Origin of the sequence: Pseudomonas sp. Rh2 (assembly GCF_040762985.1) — a bacterium.
GTDB lineage: Bacteria > Pseudomonadota > Gammaproteobacteria > Pseudomonadales > Pseudomonadaceae > Aquipseudomonas > Aquipseudomonas taiwanensis.
This window is the reverse complement of the sequence record NZ_CP142890.1, coordinates 4,868,167-4,886,133: the sequence shown is the minus strand read 5'-3', so window position 1 is coordinate 4,886,133 and position 17,967 is coordinate 4,868,167. Positions and strand designations below refer to the sequence as shown.

18 protein-coding genes are annotated in these 17,967 nt (G+C 63.0%); 17 read left to right on the top strand and 1 reads right to left on the bottom strand.

Annotation, left to right across the window (positions count from 1 at the left end):
* Positions 1-34 precede the first annotated feature (34 nt).
* The 17 genes from iscU to VXM67_RS22245 all read left to right on the top strand — a co-directional run bounded on the left by iscU (position 35) and on the right by VXM67_RS22245 (position 15,228).
* Positions 35-421, top strand: coding sequence for a Fe-S cluster assembly scaffold IscU (gene iscU / locus VXM67_RS22325; RefSeq protein ID WP_007929523.1), 387 nt, complete (start codon positions 35-37; stop codon positions 419-421).
* 32 nt (positions 422-453) lie between these two features.
* The gene (gene iscA / locus VXM67_RS22320; RefSeq protein ID WP_003257854.1) at positions 454-777 is read left to right on the top strand and encodes an iron-sulfur cluster assembly protein IscA; all 324 of its coding nucleotides are present in this window, start codon (positions 454-456) and stop codon (positions 775-777) included.
* Positions 778-785: 8 nt separating this feature from the next.
* Entirely contained in the window at positions 786-1,307 is a 522-nt protein-coding gene (gene hscB / locus VXM67_RS22315; RefSeq protein WP_023382213.1) for a co-chaperone HscB, read from the top strand.
* A gap of 42 nt (positions 1,308-1,349) precedes the next feature.
* On the top strand, positions 1,350-3,212 hold the full coding sequence (gene hscA, locus VXM67_RS22310) for a Fe-S protein assembly chaperone HscA (RefSeq protein ID WP_023382212.1): 1,863 nt from the start codon (positions 1,350-1,352) through the stop codon (positions 3,210-3,212).
* 3 nt (positions 3,213-3,215) lie between these two features.
* A complete protein-coding gene (gene fdx / locus VXM67_RS22305) occupies positions 3,216-3,557 on the top strand; it encodes an ISC system 2Fe-2S type ferredoxin (RefSeq protein WP_023382210.1) in 342 nt (113 codons plus the stop codon).
* Between the two features lie 10 nt (positions 3,558-3,567).
* Positions 3,568-3,768 (top strand): Fe-S cluster assembly protein IscX, encoded by a 201-nt coding sequence (gene iscX / locus VXM67_RS22300; protein ID WP_023382209.1) that lies wholly within the window; start codon positions 3,568-3,570, stop codon positions 3,766-3,768.
* An 89-nt stretch (positions 3,769-3,857) separates the two neighbouring features.
* Positions 3,858-4,289 (top strand): nucleoside-diphosphate kinase, encoded by a 432-nt coding sequence (gene ndk / locus VXM67_RS22295; RefSeq protein ID WP_023382208.1) that lies wholly within the window; start codon positions 3,858-3,860, stop codon positions 4,287-4,289.
* A gap of 24 nt (positions 4,290-4,313) precedes the next feature.
* Positions 4,314-5,459, top strand: a complete 1,146-nt coding sequence (gene rlmN, locus VXM67_RS22290) for a 23S rRNA (adenine(2503)-C(2))-methyltransferase RlmN (RefSeq protein WP_027906606.1) — start codon at positions 4,314-4,316, stop codon at positions 5,457-5,459.
* A gap of 14 nt (positions 5,460-5,473) precedes the next feature.
* A complete protein-coding gene (pilW, locus tag VXM67_RS22285) occupies positions 5,474-6,235 on the top strand; it encodes a type IV pilus biogenesis/stability protein PilW (RefSeq protein ID WP_023382206.1) in 762 nt (253 codons plus the stop codon).
* A complete protein-coding gene (locus VXM67_RS22280; RefSeq protein WP_023382205.1) occupies positions 6,232-7,281 on the top strand; it encodes a RodZ family helix-turn-helix domain-containing protein in 1,050 nt (349 codons plus the stop codon). The genes pilW and VXM67_RS22280 overlap by 4 nt, the downstream gene beginning before the upstream one ends.
* A 3-nt stretch (positions 7,282-7,284) precedes the next feature.
* Positions 7,285-8,394 (top strand): flavodoxin-dependent (E)-4-hydroxy-3-methylbut-2-enyl-diphosphate synthase, encoded by a 1,110-nt coding sequence (gene ispG, locus VXM67_RS22275; RefSeq protein WP_023382204.1) that lies wholly within the window; start codon positions 7,285-7,287, stop codon positions 8,392-8,394.
* Positions 8,395-8,418: 24 nt separating this feature from the next.
* On the top strand, positions 8,419-9,708 hold the full coding sequence (gene hisS, locus VXM67_RS22270) for a histidine--tRNA ligase (protein WP_023382203.1): 1,290 nt from the start codon (positions 8,419-8,421) through the stop codon (positions 9,706-9,708).
* Between the two features lie 39 nt (positions 9,709-9,747).
* Positions 9,748-10,389 (top strand): tetratricopeptide repeat protein, encoded by a 642-nt coding sequence (locus tag VXM67_RS22265; protein WP_027906603.1) that lies wholly within the window; start codon positions 9,748-9,750, stop codon positions 10,387-10,389.
* 1 nt (position 10,390) lies between these two features.
* Positions 10,391-11,533 carry an outer membrane protein assembly factor BamB gene (bamB, locus tag VXM67_RS22260; protein ID WP_023382201.1) on the top strand — a complete coding sequence of 381 codons (1,143 nt, stop codon included), beginning with the start codon at positions 10,391-10,393 and terminating at the stop codon, positions 11,531-11,533.
* Positions 11,534-11,650: 117 nt separating this feature from the next.
* Positions 11,651-13,117, top strand: coding sequence for a ribosome biogenesis GTPase Der (gene der, locus VXM67_RS22255; protein WP_023382200.1), 1,467 nt, complete (start codon positions 11,651-11,653; stop codon positions 13,115-13,117).
* 183 nt (positions 13,118-13,300) lie between these two features.
* A complete protein-coding gene (locus tag VXM67_RS22250; RefSeq protein WP_023382199.1) occupies positions 13,301-14,449 on the top strand; it encodes a pyridoxal phosphate-dependent aminotransferase in 1,149 nt (382 codons plus the stop codon).
* Entirely contained in the window at positions 14,437-15,228 is a 792-nt protein-coding gene (locus tag VXM67_RS22245) for an amidohydrolase (protein ID WP_023382198.1), read from the top strand. The genes VXM67_RS22250 and VXM67_RS22245 overlap by 13 nt, the downstream gene beginning before the upstream one ends.
* A 66-nt stretch (positions 15,229-15,294) precedes the next feature.
* Here the strand turns inward: VXM67_RS22245 and VXM67_RS22240 are convergent, their stop codons facing one another.
* On the bottom strand, positions 15,295-17,841 hold the full coding sequence (locus tag VXM67_RS22240; RefSeq protein WP_367237377.1) for a PepSY domain-containing protein: 2,547 nt from the start codon (positions 17,839-17,841) through the stop codon (positions 15,295-15,297).
* Between the last annotated feature and the right edge of the window lie 126 nt (positions 17,842-17,967).

Here is a 17,967-nt window from a genome sequence, read left to right as displayed (position 1 = left end):
AAGAGCGGCTCCCTGATGAGGAAGGAATTGCACCATGGCATACAGTGAAAAGGTCATCGACCACTACGAAAACCCACGCAACGTCGGCAAGATGAACGCCGAGGACCCGGATGTCGGGACTGGCATGGTCGGCGCTCCCGCGTGCGGTGACGTGATGCGTCTGCAGATCAAGGTCAACGAGCAAGGCATCATCGAAGATGCCAAGTTCAAGACTTACGGCTGCGGTTCGGCCATCGCTTCCAGCTCCCTGGCCACCGAGTGGATGAAGGGCAAGACCCTGGACGAAGCCGAAACCATCAAGAACACCCAGCTGGCAGAAGAACTGGCGTTGCCGCCGGTCAAGATCCACTGCTCGGTACTCGCCGAAGATGCCATCAAGGCCGCCGTTCGCGATTACAAGCAGAAGAAAGGCTTGATCTAAGCCGCCTGTTGCACGGTTAGTAAGGAGTTCCGATGGCTATCAGCATGACAGAAGCCGCCGCCAACCACGTGCGGCGTTCCCTCGAAGGGCGCGGCAAGGGCGAGGGCATCCGCCTGGGCGTGCGCACCACCGGCTGCTCGGGTCTGGCCTATGTGCTGGAGTTCGTCGACGAGTTGGCTGACGAAGACCAGGTGTTCGAGAACCACGGCGTCAAGGTGATCATCGATCCCAAGAGCCTGGTCTACCTCGACGGCACCGAGCTGGACTTCGTCAAGGAAGGGTTGAACGAAGGCTTCAAGTTCAACAACCCCAACGTGCGCGGTGAGTGTGGCTGCGGCGAAAGCTTCAACGTCTGAGGCTGGCCGTGGGTACTCCTTGTCATTTCGCGCTGTTTGACCTCCAGCCCTGCTTCCGCCTGGACCTCGACAAGTTGGCCACTCGCTACCGCGAGCTGGCCCGTGAGGTGCATCCGGACCGCTTCGCCGACGCTTCCGAGCGGGAGCAGCGGGTGGCGCTGGAGAAGTCCGCAACCCTCAACGACGCCTACCAGACCCTGCGCAGTGCGCCACGTCGAGCCCGCTACCTGCTGGCCATCAGTGGTCACGAAGTGCCCCAGGAGGTCACGGTCCATGACCCCGACTTCCTGTTGCAGCAGATGCAGTGGCGCGAAGAACTCGAAGAGCTGCAGGACGAAGCCGACCTCGACGGTGTCGCCGTGTTCAAGAAGCGCCTCAAGGCTGCCCAGGACACGCTGAACGAGGATTTCGCCGCCTGCTGGGATGTGCCTGCCGAGCGCGACAAGGCTGAACGCCTGATGCGCCGCATGCAGTTCCTCGACAAGCTCGCCCAAGAAGTGCGCCAACTGGAAGAGCGCCTCGACGATTAACCCGGTGTCTCCCGTGATGACGCCTAAGGTATTCAGATAAGCATGGCCCTACTGCAGATCGCCGAACCCGGTCAAAGCCCGCAACCTCACCAGCGTCGCCTGGCGGTGGGTATCGACCTGGGTACCACCAATTCTCTGGTCGCTGCCGTGCGCAGCGGTCGCAGCGAGCCTCTGCCCGATGCGCAGGGTAATGTCATCCTGCCTTCCGCCGTGCGCTACCTCGATGGCCGTAGCGAAGTCGGCCTGGCAGCGCGCGAGGCGGCCTCCAGCGATCCACTGAACACCGTGCTGTCGGTCAAGCGCCTGATGGGGCGCGGCCTGGCCGACGTCAAGCAACTGGGCGAGCAGCTGCCGTACCGCTTCGTCGGCGGCGAGTCGCACATGCCGTTCATCGACACGGTCCAGGGGCCGAAGAGCCCGGTGGAAGTCTCCGCCGACATCCTCAAGGTGCTGCGCGAGCGAGCGGAAGCCACCCTGGGTGGCGAGCTGGTAGGGGCGGTGATCACCGTGCCGGCCTACTTCGACGATGCCCAGCGCCAAGCCACCAAGGACGCCGCCAAGCTGGCCGGCCTGAACGTGCTGCGCCTGCTCAACGAGCCCACTGCCGCGGCGGTGGCCTACGGCCTGGACCAGAAAGCCGAAGGCCTGGTGGCCATCTATGACTTGGGTGGCGGTACCTTCGATATCTCCATACTTCGCCTGACCGCAGGTGTTTTCGAGGTGCTGGCGACCGGTGGCGATACCGCCCTGGGCGGCGATGACTTCGACCATGCCATTGCAGGCTGGATCATCGAGCAGGCCGGCCTGTCCGCCGACCTCGACCCGGCCACCCAGCGTCAGCTGCTGCAAAGCGCCTGCGCTGCCAAGGAGGCCCTGACCGATGCCGACGTGGTCAGTGTCAGCCACGGCGCCTGGCAAGGCGAGCTGAGCCGCGCTGCATTCGAAGCCATGATCGAGCCACTGGTCGCCCGCAGTCTCAAGGCTTGCCGCCGCGCCGTGCGTGATAGTGGCGTTGAGCTCGACGAGGTCGGTGCCGTGGTCATGGTAGGCGGTTCCACCCGCGTTCCGCGCGTGCGCGACGCCGTCGGTGCACTGTTCGGCCGTACGCCGCTGACCTCTATCGACCCTGACCAGGTGGTGGCCATCGGTGCTGCCATCCAGGCCGATACCCTGGCCGGTAATCGTCGCGAGGGTGGCGAACTGCTGTTGCTGGACGTCATCCCGCTGTCCCTTGGGCTTGAGACCATGGGCGGGCTGATGGAAAAGGTGATTCCGCGCAATACCACCATCCCGGTGGCTCGCGCCCAGGAATTCACCACCTACAAAGATGGCCAGTCGGCGATGATGATCCACGTCCTGCAGGGCGAGCGCGAGTTGATCAGCGACTGTCGCTCCCTGGCGCGCTTCGAGCTGCGTGGAATCCCGGCCATGGTCGCCGGTGCGGCGAAGATCCGCGTCACCTTCCAGGTCGACGCCGATGGCCTGCTGAGCGTCGCCGCCCGCGAACTCGGCTCGGGCGTCGAAGCCAGCATCCAGGTCAAACCGTCCTACGGCCTGACCGATGGCGAGATCGCACGCATGCTCAAGGACTCCTTCGAGCACGCCGGTTCCGACAAGCAGGCCCGACAGTTGCGCGAGCACCAGGTCGACGGCGAGCGCCTGCTTGAAGCGGTGCAGGGCGCCCTCGACGCCGATGGCGATCGTTTGCTCAGCAGTGACGAGCGCGTGGCTATCGAGCATCAGATGCAAGAATTGCGTGATTTGCTTAGCGGCACCGATGGCGCGGCCATCGAGCAGCAGACCAAGCGTCTGTCGCAGGTGACCGATGCTTTTGCCGCCCGTCGCCTTGATTCGACGGTCAAAGCCGCACTGGCCGGGCGCAACCTGAATGAGATCGAGGAGTAACCGATGCCACAGGTGATTTTCCTGCCGCACGAGAAGTTCTGCCCGGAGGGGCTGGTAGTGGAGGTGGAGCCCGGGACCAATATCCTGGAACTGGCCCACGAGCACCACATCGAGATGGAAAGTGCGTGCGGCGGCGTGTGTGCCTGCACCACCTGTCATTGCATCGTGCGTGAAGGCTTCGACTCGCTTGAAGAGGCCGACGAGCTGGAAGAGGATATGCTGGACAAGGCCTGGGGTCTGGAGGCGCAGTCGCGCCTGGCCTGCCAGGTGATCGTCGGTGAGGAAGACCTCACCATCGAGATTCCAAAATACTCGCTCAACCACGCCGCCGAAGCACCGCACTGAGGTTTTGCGCATGAGTCTGAAATGGATTGATGTACTTGAGATCGCCATCCAGCTTGCGGAAAGCAAGCCGGACGTCGATCCTCGTTATGTGAATTTCGTCGATCTGCACCGTTGGGTGCTGGCATTGCCAGAGTTCAGCGACGATCCGTCACGCGGCGGTGAGAAAGTGCTCGAGGCCATCCAGGCGGCCTGGATCGAAGAAGCCGACTGAGCGTGTGCTGCAGGTTAGGCAATCCCCTGGAACCCGCGTATAATTCGCGGGTTTAATTTTTCGCAACACTCATTTTTCTGGAGTTTTCCATGGCTGTTCAACGTACTTTCTCCATCATCAAGCCTGACGCCGTCGCCAAGAACGTCATCGGCGAGATCACCACTCGTTTCGAGAAAGCCGGCCTGCGCGTCGTCGCTTCGAAAATGAAGCAACTGTCCAAAGCCGAAGCCGAAGGCTTCTACGCCGAGCACAAAGAGCGCGGCTTCTTCGCTGATCTGGTTGCCTTCATGACTTCGGGCCCGGTCATCGTTCAGGTTCTGGAAGGCGAAAACGCCGTTCTGGCCAACCGTGAGCTGATGGGCGCTACCAACCCGAAAGAAGCTGCTGCCGGCACCATCCGCGCTGACTTCGCCGTTTCCATCGACGAGAACGCCGTTCACGGTTCCGACTCGGAAGCTTCGGCTGCCCGCGAAATCGCTTACTTCTTCTCCGCTACCGAGCTGTGCGACCGCATTCGCTAAGCGAAGCAGGTCTTGGGTGATTCCATGAGTGACATGACTGGCAAGATCAACCTGTTGGGCCTGACCCTCCAGGAAATGGAAAAATTCTTCGAGTCGATCGGGGAGAAGCGTTTTCGTGCCGGTCAGGTCATGAAATGGATTCACCACTTTGGCGTCGACGATTTCGCCGCCATGACCAATGTCGGCAAGGCCTTGCGCGAAAAGCTCGAGGCCGTTGCCGAGATTCGGGCGCCGGAAGTGGTCAGTGAAGACATTTCCGCCGACGGTACCCGCAAGTGGGTGGTCCGCGTTGCCTCCGGCAGCTGCGTCGAGACCGTCTACATCCCTACCGACGATCGCGGTACGCTCTGCGTGTCGTCGCAAGCCGGCTGTGCCCTGGACTGCAGTTTCTGCTCCACCGGCAAGCAAGGCTTCAACAGCAACCTCACCGCCGCCGAAGTCATCGGCCAAGTGTGGCTTGCCAACAAATCCTTCGGGACCGTTCCTGCCAAGATCGACCGCGCCATCACCAACGTGGTCATGATGGGCATGGGCGAGCCTCTGCTCAATTTCGACAATGTCATCGCCGCCATGAAGATCATGATGGATGATCTGGGCTATGGCATTTCCAAGCGTCGTGTCACCTTGTCCACCTCGGGCGTGGTGCCGATGATCGACGAGCTGGCCAAGCACATCGACGTGTCGCTGGCGCTGTCGCTGCACGCGCCAAATGACGAGCTGCGCAATCAGCTGGTGCCGATCAACAAGAAGTACCCGCTCAAGGTGCTGCTGGAGTCGTGCATGGGCTATATGGCCACCCTGGGTGGCAAGCGCGTGCTGACCGTCGAGTACACCTTGCTCAAGGACGTCAACGACCAACCTGAGCATGCCGCGCAGATGATCGAGCTGCTGCGTGACGTGCCGTGCAAGATCAACCTGATTCCGTTCAACCCGTTCCCGCACTCGGGTTACGAGCGACCCAGCAATAACGCCATCCGTCGCTTCCAGGACCTGTTGCACCACGGCGGCTTCAACGTCACCACCCGCACTACCCGGGGCGACGACATCGACGCGGCTTGCGGTCAGTTGGTCGGGCAGGTCAATGACCGCACCCGTCGTAGCGAGCGCTACATCGCCGTCCGCCAGTTGTCTGCCGACAACGAGTTGCAAGACAGCGCCGTGCGCCACTGATTGCGGGCCCGGCCATGAACCTGCGCGCCGCGCTATCGATGCTGACACTTGTGCTGCTGGCCGGCTGTGTGTCGGGCGGCGCGAGCGACCCCTTGGCCAATCGCCAGGGGCGTGCCGAGGCTGGCAAGGCTTACGTGCAGCTCGGACTCGGATATTTGCAACAAGGCTTTGCCGAACAGGCCAAGGTGCCGTTGAGCAAGGCCTTGGCCCTGAATGCCAACGATGCCGACGCCCACGCCGCGCTGGCACTGGTGTTCCAAGCGCAGGGCGAGCCCGCCCTGGCCGAAGCGCATTTTCGCAAGGCCTTGAATGCGCGTGACGGCGACACGCGAATTCGCAACAATTACGGCAGTTTCCTATATGCTCAGCAGCGGTTCGACGAGGCCGAGCAGATGTTTCGCCTGGCCAGTGCCGATAGCCTGTATCCTGAGCGTTCGCGCGTGTACGAAAACCTCGGCCTCACAGCCCTCAGGCTCGACCGTCGCGACCAGGCCCATGCGTATTTGGGCAAGGCCCTGCAACTCAACCCGCGACAACCCAGGGCGTTGTTGGAAATGGCTGAGTTGTCTTACGAAAACAGGCATTATGTGCCGGCCCGGGACTACTACGATCGTTTCAGCCAGTTGAGTGGCCACGACGCCCGCAGCCTGCTGCTGGGCAGTCGCCTTGCCCGCGCGTTCGACGAACGCAACGCACTGGCTGAGCTGGGCGAGCAATTACAACGACTTTATCCCGGTACGCCGGAATATCAGCAATACCTGTCGGAGCAACGATGAAAGCCGCGCATCCCGAAGTAGCAGCAGCGTCTCGCCAAAACCCCGGTGAACTCTTGCGCCAGGCCCGCGAGAACCGGGAATGGTCGCAAGCCGAGGTCGCCCGCAAGCTCAACCTCACGGTCACGTCGCTGAACCATTTGGAAACCGGTGCCTTCGACAAGCTGCCGGGGCATACCTTCGCCCGTGGCTACATCCGTGCCTACGCCAAGCTGATGGACATGGATCAGGCCCCGCTGGTCGAAGCCTTCGATCAGTTCACTGGTACCCACGCCAAGGGCAGTGAAGTGCACTCGTTGGGGCGCATCGAAGAACCGGTGCGCCTGTCGCATAACATCCTGCGCGGGGTCAGCCTGCTGTTGTTGCTGGCCGTCGTCGGCGGCAGCTTCCTGTGGTGGCAGGACCAGGGCAGCCTGCGTGGCAAGGACCTGGCCAAGATCGCTCTGGAGCACGTCGAGGTCGAGAGCGCCGACGGCACCACACAGATCCACCCGCTGGACGAACCTGAAGACCAGGCGGTTACCGCTGGCGAGCAAGCTGAGAGTGCGCCACTGCCACTGGAGCAGCCCGCCGCCGAGGAGCCTGCGCAGGCCGCCAGCGAGCCAGCCAACCCTGCTGTCGCTGCGACTGCGCCGTCCGCCCAGGCGCCGGTTGTCGCGCCCGCACCCGCAGCAGCCCCGGTCCAGCAAGCGCCGGCCACGGCCGTAGTGCCTGCACCGGTCGCTCCAGTCGTACCTGCCACGCCAGCGGCACCTGTCGCCAGTGCGCCGGCAACCCCCGTGGCCACCCCAGCCGAAGTAGCGGCCGGGAGTGCCAAGGTAGCGATCCAATTCACCGCCGATTGCTGGACGCAAGTTACAGATGGCAACGGCAAGGTGCTGTTCAGCGCCATCAAGCGCAAGGGTGACAGCCTGGAACTGACCGGTAAGCCGCCGTTCGCGGTACGCCTGGGCTTTGCCCGTGGCGCTCAGGTCAGCTACAACGGTCAGGCCGTCGATGTTGCCCCGTTCACCAGTGGCGAGACCGCTCGCCTGAAGTTGGGACAGTAAGTCATGCACGGCGAATCTCCGATCAAACGTCGCGAATCCCGCAAAATCTGGGTCGGCAATGTGCCAGTAGGGGGGGATGCCCCCATCGCGGTACAGAGCATGACCAACACCGACACCAATGATGTCGCTGCCACCGTGGCGCAGATCCAGCGTCTGGTCGATGCTGGCGTCGACATCGTGCGCGTCTCGGTCCCTGACATGGACGCCGCCGAGGCGTTCGGTCGCATCAAGCAGCAGGTCAGCGTGCCGCTGGTCGCCGATATCCACTTCGACTACAAGATCGCCCTGCGCGTGGCCGAGCTGGGTGTCGACTGTCTGCGCATCAACCCGGGCAACATCGGTCGTGAAGACCGAGTGCGCGCGGTGGTGGATGCCGCTCGCGACCGTGGCATCCCGATCCGTATCGGCGTCAACGCCGGCTCGCTGGAAAAGGACCTGCAGAAGAAATACGGCGAACCGACCCCAGCTGCACTGGTCGAGTCGGCCCTGCGCCATGTCGAGCATCTCGACCGCTTGGACTTCCAGGACTTCAAGGTCAGCGTCAAGGCCTCCGACGTGTTCATGGCCGTCGAAGCCTACCGCCTGCTGGCCAAGCAGATCATCCAGCCGCTGCACCTGGGTATCACCGAAGCCGGTGGCCTGCGTTCGGGAACGGTGAAATCCGCCGTCGGCATCGGTATGCTGCTGGCCGAAGGTATCGGCGATACCATCCGTATCTCCCTGGCCGCCGATCCGGTCGAGGAAGTGAAGGTCGGTTACGACATCCTCAAGTCGCTGCACCTGCGTTCCCGTGGCATCAACTTCATCGCGTGTCCGAGCTGTTCGCGGCAAAACTTCGATGTGGTCAAGACCATGAACGAGCTGGAAGGGCGCCTGGAAGACCTGCTGGTACCGCTGGACGTCGCGGTGATCGGCTGCGTGGTCAACGGCCCAGGTGAGGCCAAGGAGTCCCATGTGGGGTTGACCGGTGGTACTCCGAACCTGGTCTACATCGACGGCAAGCCCGCGCAGAAGCTGACCAATGACAACCTGGTCGATGAGCTGGAAAAACTCATCCGCCAGAAAGCGGCCGAGAAGGTCGAGGCCGACGCGGCGCTGATCGCCCGCGGCTGATACACAGATTCGTAAGGATTCCCCGTGAGCAAATCGCTGCAAGCCATTCGTGGCATGAACGACATCCTGCCCGAGCAGTCGCCACTGTGGCGTTACTTCGAGGGTACCGTGGCTGGTCTGCTGGACACCTACGGGTACAGCCAGATCCGTACGCCGATCGTCGAGTTCACCGAGCTGTTCAAGCGCTCCATCGGTGAAGTCACCGACATCGTCGAAAAAGAGATGTACACCTTCGAGGACCGCAACGGCGATTCGCTCACCCTGCGCCCCGAAGGCACAGCCGCTTGCGTGCGAGCCGTACTGGAACATGGCATCACCGGCAACGGCCAGGTCCAGAAGCTGTGGTACATCGGCCAGATGTTCCGTCACGAGCGCCCGCAGAAAGGCCGCTACCGCCAGTTCCACCAGATTGGCGTGGAAGTGTTCAACCTGGACGGTCCGGACATCGACGCCGAGCTGATCATGCTCACCTGGCGTCTTTGGGGCCTGCTGGGCATTCAGGATGCCGTCAAGCTGGAGCTCAACAGCCTGGGCACCAGCGAAGCGCGCGCACGTTACCGCGATGCCCTGGTCGAGTTCCTGTCCGCGCGTCTGGACCAGCTGGACGAAGACAGCCAGCGCCGCCTGAAGAGCAACCCGCTGCGCATTCTCGACAGCAAGGACCAGAACACCCAGGCGGTGCTGGTCGATGCGCCAAAACTGGAAGCGTACCTGGACGAGGAGTCCCGTGTGCACTTCGAGGGCCTCAAGGCCCGTCTGGATGCCGCTGGCATTCCGTTCGTAATCAACACCAAGCTGGTGCGTGGCCTGGACTACTACAGCAAGACCGTGTTCGAGTGGGTCACCGACAAGCTCGGCGCCCAGGGCACTGTGTGCGCCGGTGGCCGCTACGACGGCCTGGTCGAACAGATGGGCGGCAAGCCGACCCCGGGCGTTGGTTTCGCCATGGGTATCGAGCGTCTGATCCTGCTGCTGGAGACCCTGGGCAAGGTGCCAGAGTCCATCAGCCGCCAGATCGACGTCTACCTGTGCGCTTTCGGCGACCAGGCCGAACTGGCCGGGCTGAAGCTATCCGAAGGCCTGCGTGACCGTCTTCCGGGCCTGCGCCTGGCGGTCAACGCCGGGGGGGGCAGTTTCAAGAGCCAGTTCAAGAAAGCCGACAAGAGCGGTGCGCTGTTTGCGCTGATTCTTGGCGACGACGAGCTCGCGCAGCGCACCATTGGTTTCAAGCCCCTGCGTGGCCAGGGTGAACAACAGAACATTGCCTGGGATGCTCTGGCCGAGCACCTGGAAGCTGCCATCGCGCAAGCGTGAAGCAGTCAAACAGCCGAATTGCTGAAAAGGAGTATTGGGGTGTCGAGTACCGATGATGAAGGCCTGGCCGCAGCCAAGGACTGGTGGAACCGCAACGGCAAGCCGCTGCTGACCGGTGCCCTGCTGGCCGGTGTGGTGGTGTTGGGCTGGAATACCTGGCACAAGTACCAGAACAATCAGTCGCAAGGTGCCTCGGCGCTGTACCAGGCCCTGCTGGAAACCAGTCTGACGCCGAGTGGCCAGCCTGACGCCACCAAGGTGGCGGAATTGTCTGGCAAGCTCAAGAGCGAGTTCGGTGGTACCGCCTACGCCCAATACGGCAGCCTGTTCGTGGCCAAGGTGGCGGTCGAGAGCGGTAAGCTCGACGACGCCGCCGCCGAGCTCAAGAGCGTGATGGACAAACCTGCCGACGCTACCCTGGGTGAAATCGCTCGCCAGCGTCTGGCGCGTGTGCTCGCTGCCCAGGACAAGGCCGAGGAGGCGCTCAAGCTGCTCGATGGCGACGCCGACAAGGCGTTCCTGGCCAGCCGCGAAGAGTTGAAGGGCGACCTGCTGGTGCAGCTGGGTCGTGCCGACGATGCTCACGGCGCCTACGAAAAAGCCAAGGCCGCGCTGTCCGATGACGCCGCGGTCGGTGGCCTGCAATTGAAGCTGGATGACCTGGCCAAAGGGGACGCCTGACGTGATCGGTTGGAAACAAGCAGCAGTGCTGACCCTGGCCGTATTGGCCGCAGGTTGCAGCAGCAACAGCAAGAAGGAACTGCCTCCGGCCGAGCTGACCAAGTTCACCGAGGAAGTGGTGCTGAAGAAGCAGTGGAGCCGTTCGATCGGTGACGGCCAGGGCGAGACGTACAACACCCTGGTGCCGGCCATCGAGAATGACCGCATCTACGCATCCGATGTCAATGGCGAAGTCTTCGCCCTCGACCGCATCACCGGTGACGTGGTGTGGAAGAAGGATCTGGAGTTGCCGGTTTCCGGCGCTGTAGGCGTAGGCTACGGCCTGGTCATGCTCGGCACGCTCAAGGGCGAAGTCATCGCGCTGGATTCCAGCACCGGTGAGGAGCGCTGGCGCTCGCGCGTTACCAGTGAAGTGCTGGCACCGCCAGCGAACAATGGTGACGTGGTGGTGGTCCAGACCCAGGACGACCGTCTGATCGGCCTCGATGCCGCGACCGGCGACCGTCGCTGGATCTATGAAAGCACTCCGGCGGTGCTGACCCTGCGTGGCACCGGCGCGCCGATCGTGACCAACCGTCTGGCCGTTGCTGGCCTGTCCACTGGCAAAGTCATTGCGGTGGACATCAGCAACGGCGTGCCTGTCTGGGAAAGCCGCGTGGCCATTCCACAGGGCCGTTCGGAGCTGGACCGCGTGGTAGACATCGACGGCGGCTTGCTGCTGTCCGGTGGTACCCTGTACGTCAGCACCTACCAGGGCCGTGTCGCGGGCCTGGACCTGGAAAGCGGTCGCGTGCTGTGGCAGCGCGATGCGTCCAGCTACGTAGGTGTCGCCCAAGGCTTTGGCAACGTCTACGTCAGCGAAGCGTCGGGCACCGTCGAGAGTGTCGACGAGCGTTCTTCCAGCGCGCTGTGGACCAATGACTCCATGGCCCGCCGCCAGTTGTCGGCGCCGGAAGTGTTCTCCAGCTACGTGGCGGTAGGTGATTTCGAGGGTTACCTGCACCTGCTCAGCCAGGTCGACGGCCGTTTCGTCGGTCGCGAGCGAATCGACAGCGATGGCCTGCGCGCCCGACCCCTGGTGGTCGGCGACACCATCTACGTCTTTGGCAACAGCGGCAAGCTCGAGGCACTGACCATCCGCTGAAGCTATGCTCAAGACCGCTACAGGTCTTGAGTTGCGGCGTAGGAAACGCCGCCCGAACTCCGGCCGCTGCCTTGCAGCGGCCTTTGCATTTTCAAGAATTCAAGAGTGGAGAGCCGCATGGTTCCCGTAATCGCCCTGGTGGGACGGCCGAACGTCGGCAAGTCCACCATGTTCAACCGCCTGACCAAAACCCGCGATGCCATCGTCGGTGACCTGTCGGGCCTGACCCGTGACCGCCAGTATGGCGATGCCACCTGGCAGGGTCGTTCGTACATCCTGATCGACACCGGCGGTATCACCGGCGACGAAGTCGGCATGGACGAGAAGATGGCCGAGCAGTCGCTGATGGCCATCGAGGAAGCCGACTACGTGCTGTTCCTGGTCGATGCCCGCGCCGGCATGACCGCCGCCGACCAGATGATCGCCGAGCACCTGCGCAAGCGGAACAAGGAAGCGATCCTGGTCGCCAACAAGATCGACAACATCGACGCCGATGTCGCTCGCGCCGAGTTCTCGCCGTTGGGCATGGGCAACGCCATTCCAGTGGCCGGCTCGCAGGGCCGTGGTATCAATGCGCTGATGGAGGCCGTCCTCGGCCATCTCCCACGCGACCAGGTCGAGGAAGCGCTGGATGCCGACGTCGCCGAAGGCGAGGAAGCTGTGCGTATTCCGGGGCCGAGCGAGAAAGATGGCATCAAGATCGCCATCATCGGTCGCCCCAACGTCGGTAAATCGACGCTGGTCAACCGCATGCTCGGTGAAGAGCGCGTGGTGGTGTACGACCAGCCGGGCACCACCCGCGACAGTATCTACATCCCGTTCGAGCGTGATGACGAGAAGTACACCTTCATCGACACCGCCGGGGTGCGCAAGCGCGGCAAGATCCACGAGGAAGTCGAGAAGTTCTCGGTGGTCAAGACGCTGCAGGCGATCAAGGACGCCAACGTGGTGATCTTCGTCATGGACGCCCGCGAAGGCGTGGTGGACCACGACCTGAACCTGCTGGGCTTCGCCCTGGAAGCCGGCCGCGCCATCGTCATCGCCCTGAACAAGTGGGATGGCATGGAGCCGGGTGAACGCGATTATGTGAAGACCGAGCTGGAGCGCCGGCTGTTCTTCGTCGACTTCGCCGACATCCACTTCATTTCGGCGCTGCACGGCACCGGTGTGGGCCACTTGTACAAGTCGGTTCAGGCTGCGTTCAAGTCGGCGGTTACCCGCTGGCCGACCAGCCGCCTGACCCAGATCCTCGAGGATGCGGTCAGCGAGCACCAGCCGCCGCTGGTCAATGGCCGCCGCATCAAGCTGCGCTATGCCCACCTCGGTGGTGCCAACCCGCCGTTGATCGTGATCCACGGCAACCAGACCGACAAGATTCCGAAGTCGTACTCGCGTTACCTGGAAAACACTTACCGCCGTGTGCTCAAGCTGGTCGGTACGCCGATTCGCATCGAGTACAAAGGGAGTGAGAACCCGTTCGAGGGCAAGAAGAACACCCTCACCGACCGCCAGGTCAACAAGAAGCGCCGCCTGATGTCGCACCACAAGAAGGCCGAGAAGAAGCGCCGCGACAAGAAGCGCTGATTTCCCGCGGGCGTGGTCGCCCGCAAGCAGGCTCCTACCGCCAAGGTCAGGAGCCGGCTTGCCGGCGATTTGGCCCTTTGACCCAGCGCAATACCCTCATTGTTTCATCCTTTTTCCTGACCGCTCGATCCGCTATGCTCGGACTCCAACCCCGTGCCGGATACCCCCAGGAAAGAGGGCTTCATGATCCGCAGCAAACTGCCGAATGTTGGCACGACCATCTTTACCACCATGTCCCAGCTGGCCGTACAGACCGGCGCGTTGAACCTTTCGCAGGGTTTCCCCGACTTCAACGGCCCCCAGGCGCTGCTGGACGCGGTTGGCCGCCATGTGGCTTTAGGGCACAACCAGTATGCGCCGATGACCGGTCTGCCAGCCCTGCGCCAGGAGGTCGCCGCCAAGATTGAGCGCCTGTACGGTGCAAAAGTCGATGTCGACCATGAAGTGACCATCACCCCAGGTGCCACCGAGGCGATCTTCTGTGCCATCCAGGCCGTTATCCAAGCGGGCGACGAGGTCATCGTCTTCGATCCGTGCTACGACAGCTACGCGCCTTCGGTGGCCCTGGCCGGTGGCCGGTGCGTGCATGTTCAGTTGAGCGATGGCGATTTTCGCATCGACTGGCAGAGGTTCAGCGACGCCCTGAGCCCGCGTACGCGCATGGTCATTCTCAATGCTCCGCACAACCCCAGCGGCGCGCTGATTACCCGTGAAGATCTCGACCAGCTGGCCAGTTTGATCGCCGGGCGCGATATCTACCTGGTCAGCGATGAGGTCTACGAACACCTGGTGTATGACGGTGTGCGCCACGCCAGCGTGCTGGCCCATGCCGAACTCTACAGCCGCGCGTTCGTGGTCAGCTCGTTCGGCAAGACTTACCACGTCACTGGCTGGAAGACCGGTTATGTCGTTGCCCCGCCAGCCCTGAGCGCAGAGCTGCGCAAGGTGCATCAGTACGTCAACTTCTGTGGTGTGACGCCGTTGCAATGTGCCCTGGCCGATTTCATGGCCGAAGACCCCGGGCATGTCGACGCGTTGCCTGGCTTCTACCAGGCCAAGCGCGACCTGTTCTGCGACTTGCTGCAAGACTCGCGTTTCACCTTTGTCCGCACGGCGGGCACTTATTTCCAACTGGTGGACTACTCGCAGATCCGCCCGGACCTGAACGACGTCGACATGGCCTTGTGGCTGACCCGCGAACATGGCGTGGCGACCATTCCGGTGTCGGTGTTCTACCAGCAACCCATCCCCGAGCAACGCCTGGTTCGCCTGTGCTTTGCCAAACGAGAGGAGACGCTGCGTCAGGCAGCGGAAAAACTATGCGCGATCTGAGTGCACTGCCTAACCTGAAAGTCGCCCTGGTGCAGACCACCCTCGCCTGGCACGACCGCGAAGCCAACTACGCGCACTTCGATGAGCTGCTGGCGCAGGTGGGCGATGTGGATCTGGTGATCCTGCCCGAGATGTTCACCACCGGGTTTTCCATGGCCTCGGAAACCCTGGCCGAGCCTGAGAACGGCCCCACCTACAAATGGCTCAAGGCCCAGGCGAAGAAACACGACGCAGTCATCACCGGCAGCCTGATCATCCAGGCCGCGGACGGCAGCCACCGCAATCGCCTGCTGTGGGCGCGCCCGGATGGTGAAATCCTGCATTACGACAAGCGCCACCTGTTCCGCATGGCCGGCGAGCACAAGCACTTCACCCCGGGTGAGCGCCAGGTGCAGTTCGAGCTCAAGGGCTGGCGGGTGCGACCCCTGATTTGCTACGACCTGCGTTTCCCGGTGTGGAGCCGTGACGCCCAGGACACCGACCTGTTGCTGTATACCGCTAACTGGCCGGCGGCCCGTCGCCTGCATTGGAACCGCCTGTTGCCGGCGCGTGGTATCGAGAACCTGTGCTATGTGGCCGCAGTGAACCGGGTAGGTACCGACGGCAAGGGCTTCGCCTATTCGGGTGACAGCCAGGTGCTGGACTTCCAGGGCGAGAGTCTGCTGAGCGCCGGGGAGGCGGATGGGGTGTTTACTGCGGTGTTGAGTGCAGCGGAGCTGGCGGCCTACCGGGCCAAGTTCCCGGCGAACCTGGATGCCGATACCTTCGAGTTGCATTGACAGTTGGGCCGGCCTTCTCGCGGCTAAACCCGCGAAGAGGCCGGTGCCGGTTACATCGATTTCCGCTCAGTACACATCCCGCCGATACCGCCCATCCTCGATCAATTGCTGCACAGTCGCTTCGCCGAGGATGGCGTTGAGCGCGGTATCGACCCCGGTGGCCATTCCTCGCAGGCTGCCGCAGACATATACACAGGCGCCGTCGTCGATCCAGCGTCTGAACTCATCGGCCTGTTGCAGCAGGACATCCTGTACATAGACCTTCTCGGCCTGATCCCGCGAGAAGGCCACGTCCAGTCGTTTCAGATCGCCCACGTCGAGCCACTGCTGTAGCTCGACACCACAAAGCAGGTCGTGGGCACGGTTGCGCTCGCCGAACAGCAGCCAGTTGCGCTGCTCGCCCGCGCTGATGCGTGCCTTGAGCAAGCTGCGCAGGCCCGCCAGGCCGGTGCCGTTGCCGATCAGAATCATGGGGGCCGGCGCTTCTGGCAGGTGGAACCCACTGTTGCGGCGCAGGCGCAAGCTGACGGTGCCATTGACCGGCAGGTACTCGGTCAGCCAGCCCGAACCCAGGCCGAGGGTGCCGTCGCCATGACGTTCCTGGCGTACGATCAGCTCGAGCTCGCCGTCGCTAGCAATCGAGGCGATGGAGTATTCGCGGCTACCGATCGGTACCAGCGCATCGACCAAGGCTTGGGCATGCAGGCCGAGCAGGTGGCTGCGGTGGGTGGGCAATTGGCGACTGGCCAGGGCTTGGCCCAGGGTCTCGCTCAGACCGTCCAATTGCACGCGGGTATTGGGGTCCAGGCCCAGCCCATCGAGGAATTCACCGATCCGACGTTGGCCATTGAGTGGAAGCACCTCGACCAGGTCGCCGGCTTGCCAATTCGCCGGGTGTTCAGGGCGCAGCCCCAGCAGGAAGACCGGTTGTCCCAGGCTGCCGGGGTTGAGTAGCTCGCGGCGGGTCAGGCTCCAGTTTTCGAAGTCTGGCGCTTGCCAGGCAGCGACTGGCTTGGCGCCGGTCAGCCTGGCAAGCGCGTGCTGCCATTGTTGCAGTGCCGCCTGGTCGGCGTTGTCCACCTCCACCGGGCTGAAGGCGCTGCTGGCACCGCGCTCGCCCAGCCAGGCCTGCAGGCGCCGGGCAAAACCACAGAAGTGTGGGTACTGTCGGTCACCCAAGGCCAGCAGGGCATAGGTGAGGTTGTTCAATGCCCATGGCTGGCCGAGCACTTTGCGTTCGAACGCGCGCGCACTGTCAGGCGCTTCGCCATCGCCGAAGGTACTGACCACGAACAGCGCGCGACGCGCCTGGCGCAGGTCGTTCTCTTGCAGGTCGGCCAGTGGGCGGACCTGAACGGGCAATCCGGCAGCCTGCAACTGCCCAGCACTTTGCCAGGCCAGCTGTTCGGCAAAGCCGCTTTGGCTGGCGAAGCCGATCAACCAGTTATCGGCTTTGTCCGCGGTAGTGACGACGGAGCCCCGTGCGGCACGAACCTGACGTTTCTTGCGGCGACGATCGAGGTACAGCAGCCAGCCGGTGACGAAGAACAGTGGCATGGTCAGGCTCGCGATCGTGACGATGATTCGCCCGGTCAGGCCGAAATAACTGCCCACGTGCAGCGCGTAGACGCTCTGCAGCAGCTGGGCCTTGAACGACTTGTCATCGTAGCGCTCCACGCGCTTGAACTGGCCGCTGGCCGGGTCCAGGGTGACGGTGTTGAAGGCGCGCTCGTGAGGGGCGTTGTCCAGCAGGTAGAAGAGTGTGGCTGGCCGGTCGCCAGCCGGCGGCAAGCGCAGGTTGTAGCTGGCAAGGCCTGGGCCTGCGGATGCCTTGAGGTTGCTCCAGATCGCGTCGTAGTCGACCACCAGCGGCGGTGTATCCTTGTCGGCTTTCTGCAGGCCATGGCGTGCACCACGTTTGTGCTGCTCACCACCGGCCGGCGTGTCGGCCAGCCACTTGTTCAGCCCCTCGCGGTACCAGTCGTAGGACCAGAACAAGCCGGTGAGGGCGAAAAGAAGGTAGAACAGCAGGCACCAGGTCCCAGCCACCGCGTGCAGGTCCCAGTTGAACGCGCGGCCCTTCTTGGCCCAGTCGAACGTAAGCCAGACCCGCCAGTTCAGCGCCTTGCGCGGCCAGCGCAGGTACAGCCCGGACAAACAGAAGAACACCAGCATGAGGGTGCAGGCGCCGGTGATTTGCCTGCCGGTCTCGCCCATGGCCAGGAAACGGTGCAACTGCAGCATCAGGTTGAAGAAGCCTTGCCCGGCGACTTCACCCTTGAGCTCTCCCGTGTAGGGGTCGGCATAGCGCAGTTCGCCACGGCGCTCGCCGGGGGCAGGGGTGAAGAAGAGGCGCGCGGCATTGCCTTCGCGGGTATCGACCCACAGCATCGAGACCTTGTCGCCTTGTGCAGCCTCGGCCCGTCGGACCAGCTCTGCTGGCGGCAGCACGCCTTCCTGGCGCACCTCGACCCGCAGGACATCGGCATTGAACAGCCGCAGCAGTTCTTCCTGGAACGAATACACCGCGCCGGTGATGCCCATCAGGGCCAGCACCAGGCCAGCGGTGATGCCAAAGAACCAGTGCAATTGGAACAGCGACTTCTTCAACACATCTATCACCATTTGGGGCCGCGCGGGGCCGGGCGGCGTGGATTATGCCTTGATACGCAAAAACCCCGCTCACTGAAATGAACGGGGCCGGGTCGGGGATTGTTTAGTGCCAGTGTGGGCCCTATC